The organism is Rhizobium ruizarguesonis (genome assembly GCF_017357285.1).
GTDB lineage: Bacteria > Pseudomonadota > Alphaproteobacteria > Rhizobiales > Rhizobiaceae > Rhizobium > Rhizobium ruizarguesonis.
In genome coordinates this window covers 129,224-147,400 of record NZ_CP071680.1, presented here as the reverse complement: position 1 = coordinate 147,400, position 18,177 = coordinate 129,224, and the positions used below count along the sequence as shown (strand labels likewise).

Here is an 18,177-nt window from a genome sequence, read left to right as displayed (position 1 = left end):
CCGTTCAGCCCCTCAATCGGTTCGTGCACGCCATTTTGATCTTCCGCTTCTAGTTCCGACCTTCCAAGCAGGTATTTGCTCGTCGAGACCTTTGAGCTGCCGCGGGCCGAGAGCAACCAATAAAATTTCTCCACACACGGATTGCGCTACAGCGTGATCGACGAGGATTTGCTGATCGGCGGCGGACGAACAGAGTCGCGATGCCAGGTTCACGACATGGCCGATCGCGGTGTAGTCAACACGGGCTTCGTAACCAATTCGGCCGACTGTAGCCCATCCCATCGCCAGTCCTATGCCGAAGCCAATCGCATGACCGCGCAGACGCCATTCGGCGATCAGGCGCTGGATGGCATCCTGCATGTCGATCGCCATCTCAACAGCACGAAGCGCCGGGTCTGCGCACGGTACCGGGGCGTTGACGAGCACCATCAAACCGTCTGCCGCGAAGTTGGTCAGCGTGGCCTCGTAGCGTGTAATGATCGCGCCGAGCGCCTCATAGTACTCGCGCAAGACCTGCATGATCTCCTCGGGTTCTGTGTGGGCCGAAAAAGCGGTGAAGCCACGTAAATCGCAGAACACAGCGACGACTTCTGCGCGCTGTCCGGCGAGCACGCTCTCGTCGCCGGACTTTTCGACGAGTTCCGCCACCTGGGGCGCCAGAAAACGCTTCAGCCGTGCAATTCGCTCTGAACGATCCCGTGATACGGCGAGTTCTTGCGCCATTTCATTGAACCGGTCCGCCAGCCGTTCGAATTCGTCTCCTGTGGCGATGTCGATCCGGTGCTCGAACTGTCCAGCACCGATTTTTTCGGTGCCTTCCCCCAACAGGTGGATTGGTCCGGTCATCCGCCTGGCAAGCCAGTAGGCAAGCGCCGATGCGAAGACGGCGGCGGCGAGCAGCAGGCCACCCGTCCGCCACAGTGACGCATAAAGCGGTGCGAAAGCCTCGGCCTGCGCCTGCTCCACGAACACGGTCCAACCGAGACTGGGGATCGCCGCCATGGTGGTCACAACCGGTTCGTTCTCGGCGTTGCGGGCCGTGGTCGCCTCGCCCCCTGCGGCGGCGATCTCGTCCCGCAATCTGGTAAGGGCCGCCGCTGTCTTCTCGTCCGTGCCCTGCAACACCTTGCTGATGTCGGGGTGGGCGATGAGCCGGCCGGTCTGATCGAGAACAAACGCCCGGCCACGACTACCGACGCGAATTTCCGAAACAACCGTCCAGACAAGCTTCAGGTTGATTTCGGCGACGACGATGCCACCTGCCCTACGGTTTCCGCCCATGGCCATGGTCATGAACGGTTCGGAGCCGTCGCGAAAAGTGACTGGGCCGAACCATGTGCCATTCGAACGAACTCCCACGACAGCAGGGTCGCCAGAGTGATCCGATCCGCCTTCCGTCCTGTTCAGGTCGATACGGGAGATATGCAGCCGTTCGACGCCGACATCGTCAATAAGGGTGATGCTGACGATCGCCGGGGCTTGGCGCATCACCCGCAGTGCATCGAGCCGATGGTGTCCCTCGGCATCAGCGGTCCAGGCTTGCTGGACCGTCCAACCCAGTTGATCCTGGATGCCGTCGAGAAAGCTCTGAATTTTGCCGGCCGCCGATGTGGCCTCCACCCGCAATAGAGCGCTGAGCATCGCACGCTGGTCGCGATAGCCGAACCAGGCGTCGCCTATGCCGCTAACAGCCAGCGGAACAATGACCGCAGCGAAGAAGGCGAGGAAGTACTTCCGGAACAGCGATCGGCGCATCGGGGCGGCTTTAGGCTGGACCGAACGCCGCACACCATCCTCACTCGATGACTTCATCAGCCATCAGCAAAACGGTCTGCGGCAGCTCGATCCCGAGTGCGTTGGCCGTCTTCAGATTGACCGACAAGTCGAACTTCGTCGGCTGCTCGATCGGCAACTCCCCTGGCTTGGTGCCTTTTAAAATGCGATCGACATAATAGGCGAGCCGATGTTGCATTACACCATAGTCCGCCGAATAGGCCATCAGGCAGCCGTCTGCGACGTACCACGAGCCCCAAGCCATGATCGGCAGGTGATGCTCGATCGCCAAGGCGGCGATTCGCTTAGACTGGTCGGCCAGCATGAGGTCGGGAAGCACCAAAGCAGCTTGAGCGCCATCGGCCGTCATGCGCGAGAACGCAGCATCGAGTTCGCCCGGCTCGCTGACTTGCTGGAGGCTCAAAGCCACTCCGAGGTGGCGGGCAGCTTGCTTGGTGTCCCTTTCGAAGGGGAGATATGAAACCCCCGGGTTTGCCAGCACGCCGACAGTGGCAAGCCCCGGTATGGCCTCCATCAAAAGCTGCAGCCGTTTGGCGGCTAGTTCGGTGGCGTAATAAGTGACGCCCGTGAGATTGCCCCCGGGTTTTGCGAGGCTGCTTGCCAAGCCTGCCGCAACTGGGTCACCGCTGATGATGGTCACGATGGGAATCGCATTGGTCGCTCCTTTGGCAGCATGCGCCGCCGGCTGAGACGACGTCACGATCACATCCACGGGGAGTTGCACCAGGTCCCTCGCCGCGGCAGCAAGGCGACTGTCTTGCTTACTCGCGCTCCGGCACTCGAAGCTGAGTTCCTGCAGCGTGTAGCCCAGGTCGTGAAGCCCTTGCATGAACATTCCGAACTCACTGGTTTCGCTCGCATACGGCATACCGCAAGGCCACCAGGCGAGAAGGCCGATACGTGGCGTCTTGACCGACGTCTGCTGCGCGGGCGCGATGGCAGGAAAGCTCATCGCCAGCGCGACTGCAAGTTTGAGGAAGGGACGTCGTTTCGGTTTCATCCGAACCCCCTCGCTGACCCACGGCATCTAGCGGGTGGGCCGATGAGATCAGGCCAATTTCTGCAAACTCACCTTTCGACCCGCCTCCTTCTCCTGATGGAGCGACCGACGAACAAGCCAAGATATTCAGTGGACGAAAGTATAGTCGATATTGGTGCGGATTGGTAGCGCGGGCAGCCTAGTTGGCAGTTTCTGGAATTCCGCAAGATCTGTTGATTCTCATTGCGATAAGAACAAAAGGCGATGCGGCCACCTGCGGACAATTTGGGCAAGGGAGACCGGTCATTGCCCCGGTAGACGATCAAGAGAGAACCGGAATGGACTGATCGAACCATTTTTTGGATCGAATATATGGATCAGATTCGATAATAAGCGGCGACTCCTAAGGGCGAAAACTTCGAGGGCCTAGTTCGCGAGATTGGGAGAGAGCTTGGCCTTAGACCAGAGTGGAGCGGCCGTGGGGCGTCGCCGAGCCTTCAGGAGACGGCTCCACGTGGAAAACGGCTGCTGACAATCATTGAGGAGATCTGCAAATGACCTTGCGTATCGCTTGTTTTTCGGCCGCCATGTTGTGGTGTGCGGCACGGCCCTCGCCTACGAACAGCTCGCGCCCGCGGCTCGCGCTGAAGCCAACAGGCTCGTCCGATTGAATCTGGGCTATCCGCAATGGGTCGCGGCTATCCCGGACAGTCCGGACCATCAGCCCAAGGATGTCGACCGCAACACATTTGTCAGAGCGGCGGTATGGGCAGACGACATCTAGGGAAACGCTGCATACCGGAACGCAAGCGACGAGAACAAGGATCATAAGAAGGACGAGGCGACGACAGAGTTCGCGGGCGAAACATCGGCTATCGCGACCTCCTGATCCACGGCTATTGGCACTTCAAGGACATTGGCTTCCGCCTGGACGGGAACCGCCGAAGCCAGATCCTGTCGATGCGGTGACACAGGTCAAGCTGTTTACTAGCGCTCTTCCCCAGTCCTCGGGAGAGACGGTCGATGTTCGGTCCTATGATCTTGTCTGCCTATGCTATCAAGTTGCTGTCGATCGCCACCAACTGATACGCCGGACATCGACTGAGCAAAGGCTGTCGATACCGTGGAAATCACAAGGGCGGAAAGAGCCGCTGCGAAAAGATGTTTCATCGAGTGGGGGTCCCCTGCCGGTAAAGATCAATCGGATACCGAAACGTCGATCCAGCGGCCAGCGCCCTGGCTGCCGTAAATGTCCACGTCAATCCAGACGTTCCCGCGAACGATCATGTTGGCGGCGTCCCTCGTCATTGTGCCGTTGCGAAGCATCTGTTCAGCGCTTGGCGGTTGACCGGATCTGCAAAGAACGAGTCCGTCTCGTCATCGCGGTCGCGTACACCGTACTGATGGAAATTTGCTCGGTCTTGCCGAATGATCTGCCACGCCTGCGTCAGCCTTGTGCCGCTTGAGTTAAACAGGTCAGCCTCACCGATATAGGCTCGGTAGCTTTCGACTAGGCCGTTCCGATGGGTTGCAGTGACCCTTGCCTGAGCATGCGCAGTTCCGCTCATGGCCACTACGCCAAACAGTATCAAGAAAAGTTTTTGCATGGTGCCCTCTTTCGAGGTCGTCCATACTCAGAGCTGTAAGAATTGACTAGACGAAAAAGCACGCCTGGTTAACAGCGACGCCGGACCCCCGTGAATCAAGACCTTAGCGCATCCTCGTCGGGCATAGTTCCTTGAACTGGTCGATTGCAACGGGATAGCCGCTGGCCATGCTACCATCGAACTCGGGCTAACGCGCAATGACACGATCAGGTTCATCGTTCGCGAGTGGATGGAGGAAAACACCTACCTGCCGCAATCTTGATGAAGTCGGCGATGAGGATGGGACGGCATGCGCAAGATAGTGGATTTTCGCCCAAGCGTCACGGTAGCAGATTTGGATGAGAGATATCTTGAATGTCGATCTTGCTGAGAAGTTTGTCGCTGTTGCTTGGAATAACATTGGCGGCGCCTGCCTCTGGCAATTGCTTGAGCGCTAAAGAAACCAAACAGGGCGTGCTGCTTACCAGGGAAGTGCCTTTCTATTCCGTGTTCTACAAGCCGGACGGTCCGGGTCTCACCGAACAAAAGCTAGTGGAGCGTAACCGTTCACTGCAGCCGGTGTCGGCTGTATATTTGCACCCCTTGCTCGTCGAAAAGAGAGTTAGTGCCAGCGGGACGCATGAGCTGAAATACGCGAATGCGATTGCGTTAGACGATCTACCACAGAAGAAGAACTGGCAATCCGAGACGACGCTTTTCATCAATGGCAAAAAATCCGTTTCGGGCGCTACTATTATTAGGTTCGACGGCTGGGGAGAGGAAACTATTGCATCTTGTTCCTACAAGGTTTGGGCCGTCAACAGCCGTCTCGAACTGACGGGATTGCCTCCGATTACTTTTGAACAATACTATTCCCCCGAGCTTCGTCTCGTTCTTCGTTCGGTAAGGCTAGGCGCCTCCAACCAGCCGTTGACCGAGGTTCGATTTGATCGGTTCCAAATTGGCTGGGGCAACTGATTGTTTGTGGCCGAGCCTGCTAACACTGACTTAAAAAGCGGGAATGTCACACCGGAACGCGATTAACATTGGAGGCCGTGTGAGCGAAACGAGAACGGCAATTGAAGCGACCGCGGCGGCGGCCCCTCGGCACACGCTTCCGCCTCAGTCTGCTCCGCAGCCCATGACGCATGGCCAAGAGAGCGGAGAAAGGCCGACGGCCAATCGCGTCTCTTGAGCTGCTGTCGCGCTGTCATCGTCAAGCGCCTCCGCTCGCGATCAGCGCATCCCGTGCGGCACGAAAGGCATCATGCAGCGCCTTTTGACTTTCGAGCCCCTCAAAGGCATAGCTATTGAGAAACTGACGTCCGGCGAACAGCTTGCGGTCGACGGTGCTCAGTTCGGCTTCCGCGCAGACCGCTGGCCAGCTTGCAGCAATCATCGTGACCTGGTTTTCAATCAGCGTGGCGGCTTCCGCCTCTTTCAGGTGATAATCCGGCGCGCCAGCTAGCAAGGTGGCGAGCGTGCTGGCGCGGCCATCGCCCTTGATCAGCATGGCCTGCGTGGCTTCGTTACCCGTGCGTCCCTGCGGGCAAATATCATAGGCCGGCGTTAGAGTGAGCATCCGGCCGTCCCAGAAGGCGGCATGATTGCGGGCATGGTCGTCGGTGTTGCCGCACAGCACGTTGAAGCAAATCCGCCCGTAGAGTTCCTTGAGCGTATCCTTGGGTGCCGTGAAGTGGCGACGGATCAGCTCGGCCAGGTCTTCGTAAGAGGCATAGCGCGCCATCATCTCATCAAGGCCCAGCATGGTCAGGGCCGAGACCATGGCGTGCCTCCTCCAGCCATCCTTTGTGTGCGTGCGGTCAAAGCGCTCGATCAGCAGCACGTCCTTTTGCGCGGCGTGGGTCATCGCCACGGACGCCGCGTTAAGCCCGCAGGCGGCTGCCAGCTTCATCGCGATGAATTCGGCCTTCACCACGCTGTAGGTGTCGTTGGTTGCCGAGAATTTAGCGATGAATTTCTTCGTCCCGTCATTAATCAGTGCCTTGGGGCGCGCGCCGCCGATCGAGGTGCCATGGTTGAGGGCCAGTTCGAGCGCCGGTGTCAGGGGGACGCCTTTTTCGATGAGGGCGGCCGCTTCCATGAGTTCGTCGAGCGATGCCTGCGCGGCATGGCGGGGGACATACTCTGTTGCCGAGGCCTGAAAATCGAGAGCGCCAATCCGGTCGGAGCCGGACTGGAGCAGATAGGTAAGTTCGCTGATCTCCGGCACGCCGGCAGCGTCGGGCTTCTTGCCCGTCAGCCTGTTGATGATGACCCGGCGGCCCCAGGCATCGGGCGAGCCGTCGCGAATGCAGCTCGCCATCGACAGGCCGTTGATGGGCGCGATAATGCCTTCCTGAAGCGGTAACTCCGGCTCATAGACGGAAATGGCGTTCTTGCGGCGGCGGTAACTGGCGCCATAGGTGAAGAACAGGCGCTCGCCATTCTGGTCGAGACGGCCCGCCACCACCGGTTCCGTCGCCCCCGGCAGCCACATCCAGACAAAGGCTTCCGTGGCGTCCGCCTTAGAAGTCATCATCGACCTCCTTCACCGTGTGGCGGACACTCTTGGGCAGCAGGGTCAGTTTTTCATCGAGACGGGTATTGTGCATCTGGAGAGTGCGCTCGTCATAGTCGAACAGGCGCATGCCCACGAGGGACGCGACTTCAAAGACGATGCCGATCTCAGGACCGGGCGCACCTTTTTCGATGCTGGACAATGTCGTCCGGCTGATACCAGCACGGTCGGCCAGTTCCTGCGCGGTCAGGCCGCGCTCAGCGCGCCCGACGCGGATCAGTTTGCCGAGCATGGCGAGCGCCTGGTGCGTGACTCTGGAGTAGCTTCTCTGACGGGGCACCGTTATGACCTATTTGTTCATTGGATTGGACATGAGAGTTTCTCCCGTCCAGAATTTTGGACATCATGCCAGGGCGCTTGGGGTGAAGTCAAGTTTTGTTCATTTAATTGGTCATAATGATAGTTTGTGGCCAGAATTTTGTACATGGTACGGGTATATGAATGCGGGCGCGGCAGTTGGCGCGATAGAGTCTGAAGGGGCGGGACCCGGCATGGTCGACTACAGGAAGCAGGCTCAAGAGCACGGGCTCGGACTGAAGGCCCACGAAAAACCATACCTCGCGGCACAAGGATTTCGTTGAACGCTCAGTAGTAGGTTACAAGCTGTATGGCTGGAAGAAGACGCGGTCGAATCACATGGAGTTCAGCCCGATCTAATTAGGTCTGTCAATGTACTGAGCTCGAAGATGGCGCGTTTACGCGCGTGGCGGGCAGCCCGACGTAAGTGCCGATCAGAACGGTCGCCATCTCCTCTACCGAGCGACAGCCCTCGTTGTAGAGTTCGATGGCGGCATCACACAAAAACGAGGACGCTTGATCGTCCCACTCCACCTCATAGTACCGATACCACTCACGGACCGCCTTCGACATCAGCAGGTGATCGTTCTGTATGCACTTGGACATGCGTTACCCCAGACATGGAGGCGGCAGGCTTGCGTGGCTATGACTGCTTCATTACGAGACGGCGGCGTCGGCATGATCCCAGATCAGGAAGGCCAGGACACCCACGGGACCTGCCTCGTCCTGGACAGAGCAACGTCGTTCGGCCGCCTAACGGCGGTCAATCTCGGCCTCGACCTTCTTCCGTGAGTTTCCAGCGCTCTTCACGGCCTTCTTGACAGCATCTTTCGAGACGCCCTCTTTCTTTGCTTCGTAGTTGACCTCGTGATCCTGGCCGCCGGCCACGCGGGCTCGATCCTGTGCACGGCCTCGGGATGTCGGTGTCTGTGCCATCGGGCTTCTCCTTCGAATAAACGTCCGCAGTAGAAACTCATAACGATTCCGGTGGTTCCCGGGAGATAATGGATGATGATGCCGCGCTTGAAGCGGCTGCTGAATTCCCTGAGCGAGGTGCCCGGCATGGTGCTGGAGGAAGCAGGTTGCTGTGGCTCTCGAACTAAACAATCTCCGCGGCTTTCCACTACTGCCGGGCGCAATTCGACCAGCGGAGACGGCGGAATCAATTTGGGAGAGAAATTCCGTAAAGCATTGAAAAATGATTCGTTTTGAGTCGGAACGAATCACCCCGACACGTCTTTGAGTCGCGTATTAATGATTCGGAGTATTTGTCATGCCGTCAGGACAACGCGCGCAGTGGAAAGGCTTTCTGAAGTTCGGGGAGGTAAGCTGCGGCGTCGCTCTCTATACGGCAGCCTCGACTAGCGAGCGCATCACCTTCAACACGATCAACAAGGCCACGGGCAACCGCGTCAACCGCATCTTCATAGACAGCGAGACCGAGGATCCGGTGCCGAAGGAAGCCCAGACCAAGGGTTTCGAGATCGAGAACGGCCAGTACATCGTCATCGATCCCGAGGAAATTTCCGCCGCGATCCCTGAGAGCAACAAAACGCTCGAGATCGAGGCGTTCATCCCCTGCTCCGACGTCGACGACGTCTACTTCGACAAGCCGTACTACCTCACGCCCGACAAGATGGGCGGAGACGCGTTCGCGGCTCTCCGCGATGCGATGAAGAAGTCGATGGTCGCGGCCATCGCCCGCACCGTCCTATTCCGTCGAATGCGTACGGTGCTGATACGGCCGCACGGCAAGGGCCTGATCGCCAGCACGCTCAACTACGACTACGAGGTTCGTTCGTCCGAAAAGGCTTTTGAGGAGATGCCCAAGCTCAAGATCCAGGGCGAGATGCTCGATCTGGCCAAGCACATCATCTCCACCAAGAAGGGCGAGTTCGATCCGGCGACCTTCGACGACCGCTACGAAGCCGCCCTAGCGGATCTGGTGAAGGCGAAGCTGGAAGGCAAGTCGCTTCCGAAGCCGAAGAAGGTGCAGGTCTCGAAGCCCAACGATCTTCTGGCCGCGCTCCGCGAGAGCGCAGGCATGATGAAGGCCGCTGCGGACAAACCGAAACGCACTGCCGCCAACGCTAACACTGGCACTGGGAGGCAGCGCGCCGCGCGCGGGGCGGCAGTGAAGTCCGCCGCTTCAAAGGCTGCCCCGCAGCGCAAAGCCAGCTAGGGGGATAGGTCATGGCTCCGAAATATTACTGGAAAGGCTATCTCAAACTTTCCCTCGTCACCTGCCCCGTGGCCATGACCCCGGCCACCAGCGAAAGCGAGAAGGTTCGCTTCCATACACTCAACAAGGAGACGGGCAACCGTGTCGTCTCCCGGTACATCGATTCCGTCACGGGCAAGCCCGTCAAGGACGAGAACGAAGCCAAGGGCTACGCTCGCGGCGAGAACGACTACGTTATCCTCACCGAGGACGATCTGGATGCCGTTGCGCTCGACACGGTGAAGACGATCGACATCGACAAGTTCGTCCCGGCCGACAGCATCGAGTGGATCTACCTTGAGAAGCCGCATTACCTGATGCCGGACGACGCCGTCGGCAACGAGGCCTTTGCGGTGATCAGGGATGCCATGAAAGCCGACAAGGTTTTCGGCGTTTCGAAGCTCGTGATGGGCCGCCGAGAGCGGGCGGTCGTCCTGGAACCGCGCGGCGAAGGCATCGTGCTCTGGACGCTGCGTTTCGGCGACGAGGTTCGACCGGAGGAGAATTACTTCGAGGAAATCGACGAGAAAGCAGATCCGGATCTCATTCCCCTTGTGCAGCAGCTTATCAAGAAGAAGACCGCGCATTGGTCTCCGGATATGGTGAGTGATCCAATCCAGGAGAGCCTGCTCAAGATCATCGCGGAGAAGAAGAAGGCGCTGAAGCCGAAAAAGGCGGCGAAGGGGAAGGCGGCCGAAGTCGCTCCGAAGTCCAATGTGGTCAGCATCATGGACGCGCTCCGGAAGAGCGTCGAGGCAGATCTCAAAGGTAGGAAGTCAGGGTAGTCAGATGCACTTGCTGGAAACGAAGATTGTTCACGAGAAAACCGGATGGCGGGTAGACTTTGTGGGCGACGACGGGGAAGCGGTGTCGATCAAGGTCGCGGACGGTCACGCTGCAAGCGAAGACGAGGCCATTGAGCGTGCGAAAGAGGTCATGGTTCAGTTGACGGCATATGGCAGCGTGGCGGCGGCCGGAGCCTCAACCCGTACGATGCCGCCAGCAATGGAAACTTTGACGACGACGAGCCGCTGCTGGATACGCGGGACTGATCACTCCACCTCTTGCCTTTCGCGATAGAGGTTTGGGCGGCGGTTCTTCAGGAAGAAAATGAGCGCTTGGGTGTCAGGTGGCGCTTCCATGTGCAGATCGACTACCTCGACCCGCTCCTCTTCGCTGTCCTTCTTCCCATTCAGGTACGATACCGACTTGAGCTTGACCTCCTTCTGAACCACGAACTTTGCGCCCATGGCCCGATCGATCAGCTTATCAGCCACTTCGCGGTCGACTTTTGCCTTCCCGCGTTTGATGGCCTCCGAAAATTCCGGATAAGCGGTCTTCCACTCGTAGACCGTGGAAACTGCAACGTTGAAGAATTCGGCGATGTCGGTGTCGATGGCACCGGTTCGGCAGAGCCGCTCCACCTGATCCACATACTCAGGTTGGAAGCTTGTTGGGCGGCCTACGGAATTACTCACGGGATAACGATGACCCACCCCTCGAATCTTCGTAACTACTTCTGATACACGTTATCGATCGCCACACGGTCAGTTACGGACCCAAGCTGGCCGATGGGGGACATTCATGGCCGATAAGAAAACACCCGAGGTTTCTTCAACATGTCCCAATGAATCACAAACCCCTGGACGGTGCCAGGGGTTTGTCAGCAGTCTGAGCCCCATTTATGGGGCTTTTTCTTTCCAGCGACTCAATTACACGTAGTAAAAGTGATTGGCGCGCGGGTATTGAAATGTTCAAAAAGAAGACGGTTTTCGTGGTCGGAGCGGGTGGGAGCTTCGAGGTTGGCCTACCGGTTGGCGACACACTCGCAGTCATGATCTCAGACCGGCTCAAGTCGTCCGAGGAGCGGTCTATCAGACCCGCCGACGAGCGCATTGATGACGCAATCAATGGCTTGGCGCGCTCACGTCACGAGCAGCGCGCAGGTCACTATCACATAGCCGCTCAGTCGATCGCCCAAGCTATGCCCATATCGCTTTCGATAGACAACTTTCTCCATACCCACTCCGAAGATCAGAATAAGGTCGACGTCGGAAAGATCGCCATAGCACGATGCATTCTTGAGGCGGAAAGAACCTGTGACCTTTACTCGGATAGTCACGGCCCCTTCGATTTTACCTACCTCCATGCACGCTACCGCCTTAATGGCCGGCTCGCCAGCTGGCACAACACTTTCTTCAAAATGTTGACGGAAAACGTAAAGAGGACAAACCTTGAGGCCCTCTTCGACAACATCTGCATCATCACGTTCAACTATGACCGCTGCATCGAACACTACATTTCTCACGCTGTCGCGCGGTTCTTCGGAATGCCGCTCAATGAGGCTCAGGAGCTATGCACAAGCCTTGAGATAATTCATCCATACGGGCAAGTCGGAAATCTGTTGGATCGTAGCAAGTCCGTCATCGAATTCGGCATGGACGCCTATGGCGACGAACTACTAGCGGTCTCAAGGCAAATCCGCACCTTCACCGAACAGATGACCGAAGAAAATACAGTCGAGAAAATCCGGAGCCGCTTAGAGGAAGCGCCAAGCATCGTGTTTCTTGGCTTCTCCTATGGCGACATGAACATAAAAATGCTCCAGACAGACGGAGACCGCGAAAACAAAACGGTGGTCGGATCGGCGAAAGGCATATCCGAGTCAAACCGCCTGCACATCGATTCCGAACTACGGCGTGCCTTGCGTCTTGATGCCCGTCACAACCTGCAAATCCATCTCGTTGACGACACTTGCTATAGCATTCTCAACAATTACTCGCGTCTGATTATGAATTAATAGCACCCGGCTTTCTTTCTGAAAGCCCCGCCCGCCCGCAACCTTACGGGTGCAGCCTGGCAGAGACCGGGGTGGCCTTATTTAACGTCGAGCCAGATTCTGCGCTACCTCGAATTGTGCCAAAAAGAGTCCGGTTAAGGGGGATTCGCCGGCCGCAGATTTCACCTACCCTGAGGTTCACGCCAAATCCGGGGGACAGGATGAACCTGCATATTCGCATTCGATGCCCAAGCTGGCTTCCACCACGGCAATGACATTTACACGATGTGCCAGAACAATCAGGCCGAGGTGTTTGGTTACGTTGCCGGCTGGGTGGACAAGCAGACAATCGACGACGATTTGCTAGACCTCACTCTGATCCAAACTGCCCAGAACAAGGATGTGGGCTTTGCCAAATTCAGAATGGGCGGCAATATTTGCTATCCGAAAGGGATGATACTCCGCCAAGCTCGCGACGTGTTCTGCCATATCTTGAGAAGAACCCCAGCGAACGTCACCAAGACGGCGGATACCTTATACGCTTGGCTTTTGGCGAGGCGTGGCCCTGCAAATAGCTGGCGCGTAAATGGCGCGTGAATGACGAAACCGTTGTGAAATGTTCCGCTTTGTTCTGCCCGCCCCCGCCCCCTTGCGCCCTGCTAATCAAGCATTCTTGGAATGTTCCGGTTGCCTCGTCCGCAACCATTCCCTTCGAAGCGACCGGGCGCGCTATGATAAGTCGATTGGTTTCGGCAGCCTTGGTGTTGCGCGGCGATTGAAGGGTTTCACTGCGATCGAAGGGTAAGATCGAGAAGCCGATCAATCTCGCAGCGGATGACGCAGGGCATGATCAGCGAGGCAGTTGGGCAGGACCGCCTGACGTCCCATTACTCGCCTGATCCCCCTGCCTCGGCAAGCCATTCCACTTGGGTTCACCACCCGTGGCGCTCCCTCACCTCACCTGGCCGGCCGTGCCAATGAGCGGGCGATGTCGACGATGTCGTCGCGCGAGGCGGTTGGGTCCTCCTTGTTCCAGGCGACACCAAGCCCGATCCGGAAGTCGATGCCTCTGACTGCCTTTAGCTCGAAGGCTCGGTTCGGCAGGCCCTCGGTCCATTCCGGCGCAAAGCCGATGCCAAGGCCGGCCGAGACCAGCGACACCAGCGAATAGGTGTCGTCGCAACTATAAGCGATGTTGCGGGTCAGATCATATTCCTCGAACTTCTCGTTGAAGTACCGCTCTGTATAGGAGAGGTTCTTGCGATTGAAGGCGATGATCCTTTCCGAGCGCAGGTCGTCGATGGCAATCTCTGCCTGCTCCGCCAGCCGGTTGCTCTTGGCCACCGCCAGCAGATACCGCTCATGGGCGATCGAGGCGAAGCGCAAGGAGCCGATGTTTTCCACCGGTCTGATGAAGCCGAGATTGATCTGGCCGTTCTCCAGACCACGGATGATGTCGCCGGTGTTGCCGCTTGATATATGGATGCGGATATCCGGGTACTTGCGGGCGATCTTTGAAAGAAACGCCGGCAGCACGCCGGTGGTCGCCGGATAGACGGTGCCGATCCTGATCTGCCGGATCGTCTTGCCGGCCACCGCCCGGGTGATCTCGGCACTCAGATCGACCTCGCTGAGGATCCCGACGCAGCGTTCGTGGAAGATCTCCCCTGCCCTGGTCAGTTCCACCCGCCTGGTCGAGCGGATGAACAACGCACAGCCGAGTTCACGCTCCAGCGCCTGCACATGATTGGACAACGCCGGCTGGGCGATGCGCACCTTGGCTGCCGCCCGGCCGAAATGCAGTTCCTCGGCCACCGCGACGAAGTAGGAAAGCTGGCGTAGTTCCATGATGACCCCTGCCCTATGCCACAACCGCGTAATGGAGTTCACTCAGCGTGACGGCAGACAAAGTTCTGCTATTGTCGGAATCAGCCATGATCCGAGCTCCTGACAGCTTAGGTTGTGGTCAGGCCGTATTCGGTGGCTCAAACACCGAATACGGCTGATTTGAACCGAAATATTGCACATGAACTAAAAAGTTTCAATGAGAAATCGAAAATAATGAGCAAAATAACCGGGGCTCAGATTCGGGCGGCGAGGGCTCTACTCCGATGGACAGCTGAAGATCTTGCAGAGTCGGCCAGCGTAGGATTGTCGACGATACGGCGTGCAGAAGCGGAGGACGGTCCGCCATCGATCACAGCTGCAAATTCAAAATTAATCCGAATGACACTGGAAGATGCCGGGATTCAGTTCATTACCAAGAACGGTGGAGGAGTGGGCGTTAGGTTTAAAGACCCTAACTGAGCGGAGCATGAGGACGCGGGGGACTTTCAGCGAGGCCTGTGCTGATACCCAATACGCCATGATCGGCAGCGATTCCATCGATGACGAAACCGGCGCCGAGATTGGCAGTCCGGTGGCCGATCTTCTGTTCCGCGGTTGAAACGCGTGCATAAAGAATGACGGGCATGAGGCCCCGGACTGTCCGATAGGGTAATGTTCGGAGACTTGGGCATCCGGATGCACGGAACAATCCTTACGGACGTGATTAGACCAATGGTGCGGCCGTCCGCAGGGGTATACCCTTATGGACATCCCCCTATCCCCGCCTTATGCGCTTCTGTCGAGAATGAAGCTTGCGCAGAATGGTCGCACACTCTTGCGGACGTGCATTTCAGTCATATCAAGGAAGGGATGCACCATGGGGGGAAACGCCAACACGAAGGGACTTAAATACCCCCACGTAAAATTTTCTAGTTTCCCGGATACTGCACAGGCAGACGCACTACAAATCCCGTACAGATTGCATTAATCAATGCACTGGCACCAAGCCTCATATACCTCACGAGAGTCAGATAGATGGCGTCAATTTTATTCCGCGGATTCATGGTTATAGCGGTGATGTTTGCTGTGGTACTAGCATGGCTGTACTGGGGCATGTCAGGCCCGCGCATTTCCGAGCTGTTCATTACTGAGGGCTTTCTCAAGCTGCCGTTGCCCCTTGCACCTCCTATAGAAAGTCTTCCTACGGGCGACAACGTGATGGAGAAGGCAGGCCAGTGGGGCGACGGATTTGGAGCGCTCAATGCACTATTCGCCGGACTAGCGTTTACAGGCGCTTTGGCCGCGCTTTTTATGCAAGGACACGCTGCGGACAAGCAGAATAAAGATTACCACCGCCAACGATTTGAGTAAGCGACAAGCCGGGGCCGTTCAGGCGGTGTAGTTCCATGGCATGAGCGCGTCGATTTCACTGCTGGGCCATCCATTCGCAAGGCGCTCAAGCGTCTGGGTCAACCAAGCTTGCGGATCGACGGCATTCATCTTTGCCGTTTGCAGGAGCGTCGCGATGGTCGCCCAAGTCCGGCCGCCACCGTCGCTTCCAGCGAATAGACTATTTTTTCTCGTGATCGCTTGGGGTCTGATTGCTCGCTCGACTATGTTGGAGTCGAGTTCGATGCGGCCGTCGGTCAGGAAGCGCTCGAAGATGTCTCGACGTGAGATGGCATACCGCAGAGCCTCGGCGAGTTTGGATTTTCCAGAGACCCGCGGCAGGGTCGCCTGCCAGAGAGTGAAGAGGTCACGGACGATCGCTGCGGAGATCTCCTGGCGTGCAGCGACACGAGCTTCAGGGCTTTGGCCGCGCACACGCTCCTCGGTCTCCCATAACCCAGCCATACGCTCGATGGTGTCTGTAGCGACTTTCGAGCTCTTTGCGACATGCAACTCGTAGAACTTTCTCCGGCTGTGTGACCAACAGCCGGCCAGGATGGCGCTGTCATTGCCTCCATCTTTCCGGACGAGCTTGTTATAAGCGGCATATCCATCGACCTGCAGGATTCCACGATAGCCGCTCAGGTGTCGTGCGACACACTCGGTGGCTCGACTGTCCTCGAAGCGATAGGCTACCATCGGTGGACCGCTGCCCCCAAAAGTCCGGTCATCCCTGGCGTACGCCCATAGCCATGCCGTCTTCGCTGATCCGGAACCAGGAGCAAGTGTGGGCAAGGTCGTTTCGTCGGCAAAGATCCGTTCGGCCTTCTTGATCTCATCGAGGATGTAGTCGGCGAGGATATTGAGCTCGAACCCCAGCTTGCCCATCCATTGAGCCATCAGCTTGCGGTCGAGTTCGACCTTGTCGCGTGCGTAGATGGCTTCCTGGCGATAGAGTGGCAGCCCGTCGGCATATTTGGAAACGGCGATCTGGGCCAGAAGTGCTTCCGTCGGAATGCCACCTTCGATGATGTGTGCCGGAGCCGCCGCCTGGACGACACCATCCTCGTTCCTAAAGGCATACTTCGGCCGGCGGGTGACGATGACACGGAACTTCGCTGCCACGACATCCAGCCGCTCGGAGACGTCTTCTCCAATCAGGATTTTGGTCTTACCTGCATGTTCTGGAAGCTCTTCCGGTTCGATCACGACCTCGACGCGCTCAAGATGAGGCGCAAAGCCCTTGCGTGGCCTCGGAGTGCGTTTGCTGTCCGCGCTACCGCGGCCTTTGGTGACCTGAGCCTTGATCGTCGCAATGCCGGTCTCGATCTCTTCGAAGACAAAGGCATGCTGCTCGTCATCGACGGTGGATGAGCCGAGCTTTTCCGAGCGTCGGCCAAATCGGGCGCGATCGAAAGCCTTCAGGATCTGCGTCAGCCGCTCGATGCGCTCATCGGCGTCCGCGTTGCGGGCCTCTAGATCGTCAACCTGTTTCTCCAAAGCCTCGATGCGGGCTGCTTTTGCGGCCATGGCAAGGACCATGGCTTTGAGAGCCTCTACATCATCCGGGAGCTCAATCTCGGGCCGCGTCATGGGTATGATCAGAGCATATTTTGCCGCGCTCCGCCCATGGTTTCAGGGACCTGATTCACTTCGCCGCAGCGGTTTTACCCAACAATCTCGGGAGGCTTCACCGGCGTGGATCGAACCCGCTTCCAGTCCATTCCGTCGACTAAAGCCAGAAGCTGGGCATGATTGAGCTGGACGCGATGATGGCCGATCCGGGGCCAGCAGAACTGGGCCTTTTCCAGCCGCTTCGCATAGAGGCAAACGCCGGAGCCATCCCACCACACGATCTTGACTCGGTCTGCTCTCTTGGCCCGAAAGACATAAAGTGCACCGTTGAACGGATCACTGCCAGCATCCCGTACCAGCGAAAGCAAGCTGTCCGGCCCCTTTCGGAAGTCGATGGGATGGCTCGCAAGAAAGACCTTCACGCCGGACGGGATCATGCCGATCGCACCGCTCGGATCACCCGCTGCAGCTGTGCTTCGCCGATATCTGCGTCGGCCCGGATAACGACGTCGCCGATGACAAGCTCGATCATCGCACGTGTGCCAATCGTCCTGGTCCCTGCCTGACCAGCCCGATCTTGCGAGGAGGATCGTTGTCCGTCACGAGCATCACGACGCCAGCCAAATAGCTGCGAGGGATGTATGCCGATGCGATGCGCAATGGCCGAGACGCTTGCGCCGGGCTCCATTGCCTCAGCCACAGCCCGCGCTTTAAAATCATCGGACCAGCGGCGCCGAAATTGCCGTGGGGCGCCCTCAAGTCGTTCCGGAACAGCCTCGATCATATGGAAGTTTCTAGTTCCAGAGCTAGGCGCAGACATAGAAGCTCACAGTTTGTGAATCGTCTGTCCGAAATACAGCGGCCAACGCTACCGACGCCAGATGGGGTCAGCTTGTCGCTTACCGATTTGAAAGCTCATACTTCGAACTACTGGCACTACTCCGCGAGACTCGCCGCGAAGTGCGCTTCCGCTACAGCCTGCCATACCGGAAGGCAAACAAGATTGCCACATCGTCGGAACGATCAAAGGTGCAGACTGAAGCAGCAGCATTTCGAACGGCAATGTACGAGCTACGTTACTTGGTTAGAACCAGAACGACGGCCACCCGAAGGACCCAAGCTCAACTGGAGAAGTTGTACCGGCTCGGC

Annotated in this window: 20 protein-coding genes and 3 pseudogenes; 11 read left to right on the top strand and 12 right to left on the bottom strand. The window is 57.8% G+C overall.

The features are described from left to right. Window positions 1-12: 12 nt before the first annotated feature. From J3P73_RS28660 to J3P73_RS28650, 3 genes and pseudogenes are all read right to left on the bottom strand, one after another. Window positions 13-1,812, bottom strand: coding sequence for an adenylate/guanylate cyclase domain-containing protein (locus tag J3P73_RS28660; protein WP_245002751.1), 1,800 nt, complete (start codon window positions 1,810-1,812; stop codon window positions 13-15). Then, window positions 1,796-2,794, bottom strand: a complete 999-nt coding sequence (locus J3P73_RS28655) for an ABC transporter substrate-binding protein (protein WP_130774232.1) — start codon at window positions 2,792-2,794, stop codon at window positions 1,796-1,798. Before J3P73_RS28655 ends, J3P73_RS28660 begins: the two co-directional genes overlap by 17 nt. Before the next feature lie 1,176 nt (window positions 2,795-3,970). After that, a pseudogene (locus J3P73_RS28650) lies at window positions 3,971-4,380 on the bottom strand (hypothetical protein). 178 nt (window positions 4,381-4,558) lie between these two features. Here J3P73_RS28650 and J3P73_RS37730 point away from each other — a divergent pair. Beyond that, window positions 4,559-4,682, top strand: a pseudogene (locus J3P73_RS37730) (CopG family transcriptional regulator); the annotation flags it as partial. A gap of 52 nt (window positions 4,683-4,734) precedes the next feature. After that, on the top strand, window positions 4,735-5,337 hold the full coding sequence (locus J3P73_RS28645; protein WP_130774231.1) for a hypothetical protein: 603 nt from the start codon (window positions 4,735-4,737) through the stop codon (window positions 5,335-5,337). A gap of 238 nt (window positions 5,338-5,575) precedes the next feature. Here the strand turns inward: J3P73_RS28645 and J3P73_RS28640 are convergent, their stop codons facing one another. Both J3P73_RS28640 and J3P73_RS28635 read right to left on the bottom strand, forming a co-directional pair. Next, window positions 5,576-6,898, bottom strand: coding sequence for a type II toxin-antitoxin system HipA family toxin (locus tag J3P73_RS28640; RefSeq protein ID WP_130774230.1), 1,323 nt, complete (start codon window positions 6,896-6,898; stop codon window positions 5,576-5,578). After that, window positions 6,888-7,172: a helix-turn-helix transcriptional regulator gene (locus tag J3P73_RS28635; RefSeq protein WP_075225148.1), complete on the bottom strand. Its 285-nt coding sequence runs from the start codon at window positions 7,170-7,172 to the stop codon at window positions 6,888-6,890. The genes J3P73_RS28640 and J3P73_RS28635 overlap by 11 nt, the downstream gene beginning before the upstream one ends. 52 nt (window positions 7,173-7,224) lie before the next feature. Between J3P73_RS28635 and J3P73_RS28630 the strand changes: the two genes are divergently transcribed. Continuing rightward, entirely contained in the window at window positions 7,225-7,521 is a 297-nt protein-coding gene (locus J3P73_RS28630; RefSeq protein ID WP_207580073.1) for a hypothetical protein, read from the top strand. Between the two features lie 85 nt (window positions 7,522-7,606). Here J3P73_RS28630 and J3P73_RS37725 read toward each other — a convergent pair whose 3' ends face one another. Together J3P73_RS37725 and J3P73_RS28625 are read right to left on the bottom strand one after the other, a co-directional pair. After that, complete coding sequence (locus tag J3P73_RS37725) at window positions 7,607-7,843, bottom strand: hypothetical protein (protein ID WP_130774229.1); 237 nt, start codon at window positions 7,841-7,843, stop codon at window positions 7,607-7,609. Between the two features lie 147 nt (window positions 7,844-7,990). Continuing rightward, window positions 7,991-8,173: a DUF3606 domain-containing protein gene (locus J3P73_RS28625; RefSeq protein ID WP_130774228.1), complete on the bottom strand. Its 183-nt coding sequence runs from the start codon at window positions 8,171-8,173 to the stop codon at window positions 7,991-7,993. Between the two features lie 72 nt (window positions 8,174-8,245). On the opposite strand from J3P73_RS28625, the gene J3P73_RS28620 reads away from it, so the two are divergent. From J3P73_RS28620 to J3P73_RS28605, 4 genes and pseudogenes are all read left to right on the top strand, one after another. After that, window positions 8,246-8,449, top strand: a complete 204-nt coding sequence (locus J3P73_RS28620) for a hypothetical protein (RefSeq protein ID WP_130774227.1) — start codon at window positions 8,246-8,248, stop codon at window positions 8,447-8,449. A 61-nt stretch (window positions 8,450-8,510) separates the two neighbouring features. Continuing rightward, complete coding sequence (gene ku, locus J3P73_RS28615) at window positions 8,511-9,419, top strand: non-homologous end joining protein Ku (RefSeq protein WP_207580072.1); 909 nt, start codon at window positions 8,511-8,513, stop codon at window positions 9,417-9,419. 11 nt (window positions 9,420-9,430) lie between these two features. After that, window positions 9,431-10,243, top strand: coding sequence for a non-homologous end joining protein Ku (gene ku, locus J3P73_RS28610; protein ID WP_130774225.1), 813 nt, complete (start codon window positions 9,431-9,433; stop codon window positions 10,241-10,243). Between the two features lie 4 nt (window positions 10,244-10,247). Continuing rightward, window positions 10,248-10,510 (top strand): annotated as a pseudogene (locus J3P73_RS28605) (hypothetical protein). Here the strand turns inward: J3P73_RS28605 and J3P73_RS28600 are convergent. Beyond that, complete coding sequence (locus tag J3P73_RS28600; protein WP_130774224.1) at window positions 10,511-10,891, bottom strand: terminase; 381 nt, start codon at window positions 10,889-10,891, stop codon at window positions 10,511-10,513. It abuts the pseudogene before it with no gap. A gap of 251 nt (window positions 10,892-11,142) precedes the next feature. Between J3P73_RS28600 and J3P73_RS28595 the strand changes: the two genes are divergently transcribed. Then, entirely contained in the window at window positions 11,143-12,258 is a 1,116-nt protein-coding gene (locus tag J3P73_RS28595) for an SIR2 family protein (RefSeq protein ID WP_130690241.1), read from the top strand. A gap of 210 nt (window positions 12,259-12,468) precedes the next feature. Next, window positions 12,469-12,834: a Rap1a/Tai family immunity protein gene (locus tag J3P73_RS28590; RefSeq protein WP_397497905.1), complete on the top strand. Its 366-nt coding sequence runs from the start codon at window positions 12,469-12,471 to the stop codon at window positions 12,832-12,834. Between the two features lie 360 nt (window positions 12,835-13,194). Here the strand turns inward: J3P73_RS28590 and J3P73_RS28585 are convergent, their stop codons facing one another. Continuing rightward, complete coding sequence (locus J3P73_RS28585; RefSeq protein ID WP_130774222.1) at window positions 13,195-14,085, bottom strand: LysR family transcriptional regulator; 891 nt, start codon at window positions 14,083-14,085, stop codon at window positions 13,195-13,197. Window positions 14,086-14,298: 213 nt separating this feature from the next. Between J3P73_RS28585 and J3P73_RS37720 the strand changes: the two genes are divergently transcribed. Further along, window positions 14,299-14,544 (top strand): helix-turn-helix transcriptional regulator, encoded by a 246-nt coding sequence (locus J3P73_RS37720; protein WP_130690266.1) that lies wholly within the window; start codon window positions 14,299-14,301, stop codon window positions 14,542-14,544. A 555-nt stretch (window positions 14,545-15,099) separates the two neighbouring features. After that, window positions 15,100-15,435, top strand: coding sequence for a hypothetical protein (locus tag J3P73_RS28580; RefSeq protein WP_207580071.1), 336 nt, complete (start codon window positions 15,100-15,102; stop codon window positions 15,433-15,435). Between the two features lie 18 nt (window positions 15,436-15,453). Here the strand turns inward: J3P73_RS28580 and tnpC are convergent, their stop codons facing one another. The 3 genes from tnpC to J3P73_RS28565 form a co-directional block, all read right to left on the bottom strand. Continuing rightward, window positions 15,454-17,046, bottom strand: coding sequence for an IS66 family transposase (gene tnpC / locus J3P73_RS28575; RefSeq protein WP_207580070.1), 1,593 nt, complete (start codon window positions 17,044-17,046; stop codon window positions 15,454-15,456). A 74-nt stretch (window positions 17,047-17,120) separates the two neighbouring features. Next, a complete protein-coding gene (tnpB, locus tag J3P73_RS28570) occupies window positions 17,121-17,465 on the bottom strand; it encodes an IS66 family insertion sequence element accessory protein TnpB (RefSeq protein ID WP_003592504.1) in 345 nt (114 codons plus the stop codon). Further along, a complete protein-coding gene (locus tag J3P73_RS28565) occupies window positions 17,462-17,812 on the bottom strand; it encodes a transposase (protein ID WP_130658285.1) in 351 nt (116 codons plus the stop codon). The genes tnpB and J3P73_RS28565 overlap by 4 nt, the downstream gene beginning before the upstream one ends. Window positions 17,813-18,177 lie beyond the last annotated feature (365 nt).

Excerpts from the sequence above, each read along its gene's own strand:
- J3P73_RS28660 (WP_245002751.1), bottom strand. The coding sequence starts at position 1,812 with ATGAAGTCATCGAGTGAGGATGGTGTGCGGCGTTCGGTCCAGCCTAAA.
- J3P73_RS28655 (WP_130774232.1), bottom strand. The coding sequence starts at position 2,794 with ATGAAACCGAAACGACGTCCCTTCCTCAAACTTGCAGTCGCGCTGGCG.
- J3P73_RS28645 (WP_130774231.1), top strand. The coding sequence starts at position 4,735 with ATGTCGATCTTGCTGAGAAGTTTGTCGCTGTTGCTTGGAATAACATTG.
- J3P73_RS28640 (WP_130774230.1), bottom strand. The coding sequence starts at position 6,898 with ATGACTTCTAAGGCGGACGCCACGGAAGCCTTTGTCTGGATGTGGCTG.
- J3P73_RS28635 (WP_075225148.1), bottom strand. The coding sequence starts at position 7,172 with ATGCTCGGCAAACTGATCCGCGTCGGGCGCGCTGAGCGCGGCCTGACC.
- J3P73_RS28630 (WP_207580073.1), top strand. The coding sequence starts at position 7,225 with ATGACCTATTTGTTCATTGGATTGGACATGAGAGTTTCTCCCGTCCAG.
- J3P73_RS37725 (WP_130774229.1), bottom strand. The coding sequence starts at position 7,843 with ATGTCCAAGTGCATACAGAACGATCACCTGCTGATGTCGAAGGCGGTC.
- J3P73_RS28625 (WP_130774228.1), bottom strand. The coding sequence starts at position 8,173 with ATGGCACAGACACCGACATCCCGAGGCCGTGCACAGGATCGAGCCCGC.
- J3P73_RS28620 (WP_130774227.1), top strand. The coding sequence starts at position 8,246 with ATGATGATGCCGCGCTTGAAGCGGCTGCTGAATTCCCTGAGCGAGGTG.
- ku (WP_207580072.1), top strand. The coding sequence starts at position 8,511 with ATGCCGTCAGGACAACGCGCGCAGTGGAAAGGCTTTCTGAAGTTCGGG.
- ku (WP_130774225.1), top strand. The coding sequence starts at position 9,431 with ATGGCTCCGAAATATTACTGGAAAGGCTATCTCAAACTTTCCCTCGTC.
- J3P73_RS28595 (WP_130690241.1), top strand. The coding sequence starts at position 11,143 with ATGGGGCTTTTTCTTTCCAGCGACTCAATTACACGTAGTAAAAGTGAT.
- J3P73_RS28585 (WP_130774222.1), bottom strand. The coding sequence starts at position 14,085 with ATGGAACTACGCCAGCTTTCCTACTTCGTCGCGGTGGCCGAGGAACTG.
- J3P73_RS37720 (WP_130690266.1), top strand. The coding sequence starts at position 14,299 with ATGAGCAAAATAACCGGGGCTCAGATTCGGGCGGCGAGGGCTCTACTC.
- J3P73_RS28580 (WP_207580071.1), top strand. The coding sequence starts at position 15,100 with ATGGCGTCAATTTTATTCCGCGGATTCATGGTTATAGCGGTGATGTTT.
- tnpC (WP_207580070.1), bottom strand. The coding sequence starts at position 17,046 with ATGACGCGGCCCGAGATTGAGCTCCCGGATGATGTAGAGGCTCTCAAA.
- tnpB (WP_003592504.1), bottom strand. The coding sequence starts at position 17,465 with ATGATCCCGTCCGGCGTGAAGGTCTTTCTTGCGAGCCATCCCATCGAC.
- J3P73_RS28565 (WP_130658285.1), bottom strand. The coding sequence starts at position 17,812 with ATGATCGAGGCTGTTCCGGAACGACTTGAGGGCGCCCCACGGCAATTT.